At 58.7% G+C, this 3,572-nt stretch carries 3 protein-coding genes; all 3 read left to right on the top strand.

Features of this window, described 5'->3' with window-relative positions; translation table 11 throughout:
- The first annotated feature begins 137 nt into the window (after positions 1 to 137).
- Positions 138 to 602 carry a 50S ribosomal protein L9 gene (gene rplI / locus NW856_RS11990; RefSeq protein WP_414400459.1) on the top strand — a complete coding sequence of 155 codons (465 nt, stop codon included), beginning with the start codon at positions 138 to 140 and terminating at the stop codon, positions 600 to 602.
- Between the two features lie 179 nt (positions 603 to 781).
- On the top strand, positions 782 to 2,557 hold the full coding sequence (dnaB, locus tag NW856_RS11985) for a replicative DNA helicase (protein ID WP_414400460.1): 1,776 nt from the start codon (positions 782 to 784) through the stop codon (positions 2,555 to 2,557).
- A 130-nt stretch (positions 2,558 to 2,687) separates the two neighbouring features.
- A partial coding sequence (locus NW856_RS11980; protein WP_414400458.1) for a universal stress protein occupies positions 2,688 to 3,572 on the top strand: 885 nt, incomplete at its 3' end.

Genomic DNA, 3,572 nt, shown 5'->3' with positions numbered 1-3,572 from the left:
AGTGCGGGGCTCCTGCGATTTCTAGCTGAGAAGGGATCCCCTATGCCGACGGGCTGGTGGCTATGGCACTCTGGGCTGACGATGAACCTGCTGAGCCTCTAGAATGGAGGGCTGTCGAGAAAAGAAGTGTCTTCCCAATGTCGAAACGTAACATGCAGGTTGTGCTGCGCCAGGCGATCCCAGGGCTGGGCAAGCCCGGAGAGATTGTCAACGTCAAGCCCGGCTATGCTCGCAACTACCTCTTCCCACGGCAGATGGCGGTGCGGGTTACCCCTGGCATATTGAAAGAGCAGCAGATGCGTCTGGAGCAGGAAGCGGCTCGTAAACTGGCAGAAAAACAACGGGCGGAAAACTACAAGACTGCTCTGGAGACCATCGGTCGCTTTGTCATCCGTAAGAAAGTGGGAGAACACAACCTCCTATTTGGGCAGGTGACCACCAGCGATATTGCTGAGGTGGTGCTGGCTACCAGCGGTCTAGATATCGACCGCCGCAACATTCTGCTCAACGAGGAGATCAAGAAAACCGGGGTTTATCCCGTGCAGGTGAAGCTACACCCCGAAGTTACCGCTACGCTGCGCATTCAGGTTACTCCCGAATGAGGACTCACCTTCGAGGATCCCTGAGTTCCCGTGAGGGATCCCGGGGTGAGTAGGGTTTTTGCCTTGGGCAACAAGCGGGTATGCTCAGCCTAGAGCTTGACCCGCCTGACGATTGGAGCTGACTGGCTGAGAGGCCGGTTGCCCTAGGGCTGGGTTGATTTTCCTACTCCTGGCTTGTGGTGATCAGCGATTACGACTTAACGGGTGGGGATCGGCTTCCTCCTCAAAACATTGAAGCCGAGGAGGAAATCCTGGGGGGCATTCTCCTCGATCCGGATGCGTTGGTGCGGGTCGCGGAGTTTCTGCGACCAGAGATGTTCTACATCTCTGCCCACCAAGAGATTTACCGGGCTGCCCTCCAACTGCACAGCCAAGGCCAACCCACCGACTTGATGACTGTGTCTGCTTGGTTGGCGGATCATCATCTTCTGGAGCGGGTGGGGGGAACAGGGGCGATCCGTCGCCTGCTAGAGCAAACCGTCAGCAGCGTCAACATCGACCAGTATGCCCGCCTGGTGATGGATAAATACATGCGCCGCCAGTTGATCCAGGTGAGCAATACCTTGGCTCGTTTGGCCTACGATACCAGCCAGCCCCTGTCTCAGGTGATGGATCAAGCCGAGCAGCAGGTGTTTGGCCTCACCCAAGAGCGAGTGCAGCGTAGCCTCATCCCGGCTTCTGAGGTTTTGGTCAATATCTTCTCGGACTTGGAAGAGAAGTTCCAAAGCGGGGCACAGCTTCCGGGGATCCCGACCAAATTCATCGACCTGGATAACCTGACCCAGGGCTTGCAGCGATCCGATTTGTTGATCCTGGCCGGTCGGCCTTCGATGGGGAAAACCAGCCTGGCCCTCAACATTGCCCAAAATGTGGCTGCCTACGCCAAGCAGCCGGTCGCTATCTTTAGCCTGGAAATGTCTCGGGAGCAACTGGTGCAGCGGCTTTTGGCCAGCGAAGCCCGCATCGACAGCAGCCGTCTGCGTTCTGGGCGCATTAGCGAACACGAGTGGCAGCGCCTGGGTCAAGCCATTGGTTTTTTGTCGCAACTGCCCCTGTTCATCGACGATACCCCTGACTGTACTGTTACAGAAATTCGCTCCAAAGCGCGGCGTTTACAGGCGGAACAGGGGGGAACGTTGGGGATGGTGTTGATCGACTACCTGCAACTGATGCAGGGATCCGCTGCTGACAACCGGGTGCAGGAGCTGTCGCGCATTACCCGTGGCCTCAAGGCCATGGCCAAAGAGCTGATGGTGCCGGTGCTGGTGCTGTCTCAGCTCAGTCGGGCTGTCGAGTCGCGCTCCGATAAGCGCCCGCAACTGGCAGACCTGCGGGAATCGGGCTGTCTGGCCGGGGATACGCAGGTGATGGATGTGGATCGCGGCAAGATCTGGCGGTTGGATCAACTGGCGGCCCTGCCGGCTGCGGCGGAACTGCCCCGCCTGCTCAGCTTGAACGGGCGCGGGCGCTTGGTGCCCCAACAGCCTGTGAAAGTGTTTTGCAGTGGTCGGCAGCCCACCTGTGTTCTGAAGACCCGCCTCAACTTTTCCATTCGCGCCACCGGCAACCATCCCTTCTTGACCCCAGACGGCTGGAAAACCCTCGACGAGCTGCAATTGGAGGAAGAGGTGGCGGTGGTAGTGCAGGAGGGGCTGATCTGGGATCCGGTGGTGCTCATCAGCGAGCCGGGGGAGCCTCAGCCGGTTTACGACGTCGAAATGCCCCGCCACCACAACTTCGTGGCCAACGGTCTGCTAGTTCACAACAGCATCGAACAGGATGCCGATCTGGTGATGATGATCTATCGCCCGGAATACTACGATCCCAACACCAGCGATCGCGGCATTGCCGAGGTCATCATTGCCAAACATCGCAACGGCCCCACCGGCACTGTGCGCCTGCTGTTCGAAAGCCAGTACACCCAGTTTCGCAACCTGGCAGATCCCAACCGCTGAGCAACCGATGCCGAAGAGGGATCCGGAGCTGCTGCCTTGGGAACAACCCCGCAAGGTGTTAGCTTAGGATCGCTGCGGGCCAAAGCGTTGCTCTTGAGCCGGCTACCCTCTCTCCTAATGCTCAAAACATATGTTTAAAAACGTGTTAATTGCCACCGACCGCCGAGATGGCCTGCAGCGTTTTGGCAAGTGTCTAGAAGATCTGCACAGCAATGGCATCGAGCGCGTCACCTTCGTCCGCAGCGTAGATTGGCAAGAGGACGACATCGGCATTCCCGACGACATTACCCCCGAAGTCCAGGCAGAGCAGACCCAGTTGCAGAAGCTGCTGAACCCGATCCCAGCAGGGTTGGAAGTCGAGGCTCTGGTGCAGGCGGGCAGGCCAGCCGATCTAATCCTAAAAGGCATCCAAACCTATGGCTCCGATCTGCTGATTACAGGCATGGGCACCCACAATCTGCTCGCCGAAAAATTGTTCGGCAGCACCACCATGGCACTGTTGCCGAAGCTGAAAATCCCTCTATTGGTGATGCGCCCCCAGCTGCTGGCTACCTTTACCCTGGAAGAATTGCGCTTGCGCAGCCGCCACCTGTTTCGCTGCCTCTTGGTGCCCTTTGACTTTGAGCAGCCGCGTCAGCAGTTGCTGAACCATCTCGGCCACCTGCTGCCCGGTACTTCCCAGTGCCAGACGCTTACCCTGCTCTACGTGGTGGATCCCAGCGCCCGCCGCAACCAAGGAACTCCGGTGGAGGTGCTCCAACGCAAAGCCGAGGCTGACCTGGCCCAGGTGCTTGAACCCCTGAGCGAGCAGGTGAAGCCCGTACAGCTGCGCACCCTGGTGCGGGTGGGATCCCCTCTCAAAGAGATCCTGGCCACCGCCGCCGATGAAGACATGACGGCCATTGCCACTGCCTCCCCCCATGTGGGCAGCTTTTGGGAGTGGTCGGTTCGCAGCCTCACCGGCGAGATTTTGCGGCAAAGTTGGCATCCGGTGTTGTTTTTCCCGCGCGGGTCT

The organism is Synechococcus sp. R3-13 (assembly GCF_047462195.1).
In the GTDB taxonomy this organism is placed as follows: Bacteria; Cyanobacteriota; Cyanobacteriia; order Thermostichales; family Thermostichaceae; genus Thermostichus.
The sequence above is the reverse complement of the archived record's forward strand: the minus strand, read 5'-3'. Positions and strand labels throughout refer to the sequence as shown.

What these genes read in the sequence shown, in the direction of transcription:
- rplI (WP_414400459.1), top strand. Translation starts at nt 138, where the DNA reads ATGTCGAAACGTAACATGCAGGTTGTGCTGCGCCAGGCGATCCCAGGG.